The organism is Lachnoclostridium sp. MSJ-17 (assembly GCF_018918205.1).
Classification (GTDB): Bacteria; Bacillota; Clostridia; order Oscillospirales; family Acutalibacteraceae; genus Ruminococcoides.
This window is the reverse complement of the sequence record NZ_JAHLQB010000020.1, coordinates 1-2336: the sequence shown is the minus strand read 5'-3', so window position 1 is coordinate 2336 and position 2336 is coordinate 1. Positions and strand designations below refer to the sequence as shown.

3 protein-coding genes are annotated in these 2336 nt (G+C 56.3%); all 3 read right to left on the bottom strand.

What is annotated here, in order from left to right; translation table 11 throughout:
• Nucleotides 1–236 (bottom strand): hypothetical protein (locus KQI64_RS01315; RefSeq protein WP_216522975.1); only part of this gene is annotated, 236 nt, incomplete at its 3' end.
• 112 nt (nucleotides 237–348) lie between these two features.
• Nucleotides 349–1761: an Asp-tRNA(Asn)/Glu-tRNA(Gln) amidotransferase subunit GatB gene (gatB, locus tag KQI64_RS01310; protein ID WP_216522974.1), complete on the bottom strand. Its 1413-nt coding sequence runs from the start codon at nucleotides 1759–1761 to the stop codon at nucleotides 349–351.
• On the bottom strand, nucleotides 1758–2336 hold a 579-nt coding region (locus KQI64_RS01305), incomplete at its 5' end, for an amidase family protein (protein WP_253289141.1). The genes KQI64_RS01305 and gatB, both read right to left, overlap by 4 nt.

Genomic DNA, 2336 nt, shown 5'->3' with positions numbered 1-2336 from the left:
TAGCTGCCTGCCGCCGCCTTTACGGTCACGGGATTTGAGGCTGTAGCCTGATTTTTCGCCTTATCGAGAGCGGACTGAATCGCCCACTGCGCGCCGTCGCGCAGATCCGCCGCGCTGACGTTGATGACCTGAGCGCCGGCGTAGGAATCGTCCTCCGCTGCCGAAACAGCCGCCGCGGCTGAGAACGCGATCAGAGCCGAAAGAGATAAGGCTGTAAAGGTCTTTATAATTTTCACTATAAATCTCCTCGCTTTCATAAAATTATAGCTCTATTATACAACCGAGTTGACGAATTGTCAATGTAAGAAAAACCGCGCGAAGGCAGAACCTTCACGCGGCGTCTAATAATTAACCTATTAATTCCTTGATTTTTGCCTCGGCAGCCTGAGCGTCAGCCTTGCCGCGGCTGTTCTTCATTACGTTGCCGACGAGAGCCTTTATTGCCTTCTCCTTGCCGTTCCTGAAATCTTCAACAGCCTTGGGGTTGCCCTCGATCGCCGCCTTGCACAGCTCGAGCAGGGCGTTGTCGTCCATGCCGCCCATGTCGCTCTCGCTGATGAACTCAAGCGCGCCCTTGCCGCTGTCGAGCATTTTCTCGAGCGTCGCCTTGGCGAGGTTATTGCGGATCTTGCCGCTGTCGAGCAGCTTGACAAGCTCGTTGAGCTGAGCGGGAGTTGTGCTGACAGCGAACGCTTCCTTGTCGTTCTCTGTCTCGACTCTGCGGAAAATCTGACCGATGATGAAGTTGGACACGGTCTTTGGAGACTTAACGCCGTCGATCGCCTCGTCGAAATACTCGCTGATACGGCGGTACTTCGTCAGCAGCTGAGCGTCCTTCTCGGGAATACCGAGCTCGTCGATATAGCGCTTGCACTTCTCGGCTGGCAGCTCGGGCAGCTGGGCTCTGAGCTCCTCGACCTCCTCGCGCGAAATGTTGATAGTCACGAGGTCGGGGTCGCGGAAGTAGCGGTAGTCGTGAGCGTCCTCCTTGCTTCTCATTGACGAGGTAGCGCCGCTCGCATCGTCGTAGCGCAGGGTCTCCTGAACCACCTTGCCGCCGCTCTCGATCAGGTCGACCTGACGGTCATATTCGTATTCCATCGCCTTCGCTATGTTGGTGATGGAGTTCATGTTCTTTATCTCGGTTCTGGTGCCGAACTTATCGCTGCCCTCGGGACGTACGGAGATGTTTACGTCGCAGCGCATCGAGCCCTCCTGCATCTTGCAGTCGGAAACGCCGATGCTGCGCATTACCTGCTGCAGCTTCTCGACATACTCCTTCGCCTCGTCGATAGAGCGGATATCCGGCTCGGATACGATTTCGATCAGCGGTACGCCGCCGCGGTTGTAGTCTACGTAGGTGTCGCCGTGACGGTGGATAAGTTTTCCGGCGTCCTCCTCGATGTGGATGTGGTGCAGACGGATCTTTCTTCCGTTGCTCAGCTCGACGTAGCCGCCGATGATGAGCGGAGCGTAGAGCTGCGAGATCTGGTACGCCTTGCTCAGGTCGGGATAGCAGTAGTTCTTTCTGTCCATCTTGGCGACCTCGGCGATCTCGCCGTGAACCGCAAGTCCTGCCTTTATAGCGTAGCGCACGACCTCGCGGTTGAGCACGGGAAGCGTGCCCGGCAGACCTATGCAGACCGGACAGCAGTGGGTATTCGGCTCGCCGCCGAACTGCGTGGTGCAGCCGCAGAAAATCTTCGTCTTTGTCTGTAACTCAATGTGGGTCTCAAAACCCGAAACCAACTCGTATTTCACAGCTTCACACCCCACTTTGTATCAATGAATTTATCGGGAGCCGCCTGCTGGTACTTGTAGGCGGCGTTGAGAATCTGAGCCTCGCCGAAGCTCTTGCCGATAAGCTGCATGCCGATGGGCATACCCTTTGCGTTGAAGCCGCAGGGTACGGACACGCCGGGCAGTCCCGCGATATTGACTGGAACGGTACAGATGTCGGTGAGGTAGGTCTCGATCGGGTCGGAGGTAGCGTGACCCTTTTCAAAGGCGGTCATGGGAACAGTCGGCGCGAGAATCACGTCGCACTGCTCAAACGCCTTGTTGAATGCGCTGATGATAGTGCCGCGCAGGTTTTGAGCCTTCTTGTAGTAAGCGTCGTAGTAGCCTGCGGAGAGAACGTAGGTTCCGAGAAGAATCCTTCTCTTGACCTCCTCGCCGAAGCCCTCGCTTCTGGTGCGGCAGATCATGTCGTGGGTGCCTGTGTAGTGCGCGGTCTTGTAGCCGTAGCGAATGCCGTCGTAGCGTCCGAGGTTAGACGAAGCCTCCGCGCACGCAATAATATAGTATACAGGCAGAGCAAATTTCAGGATAGGCAG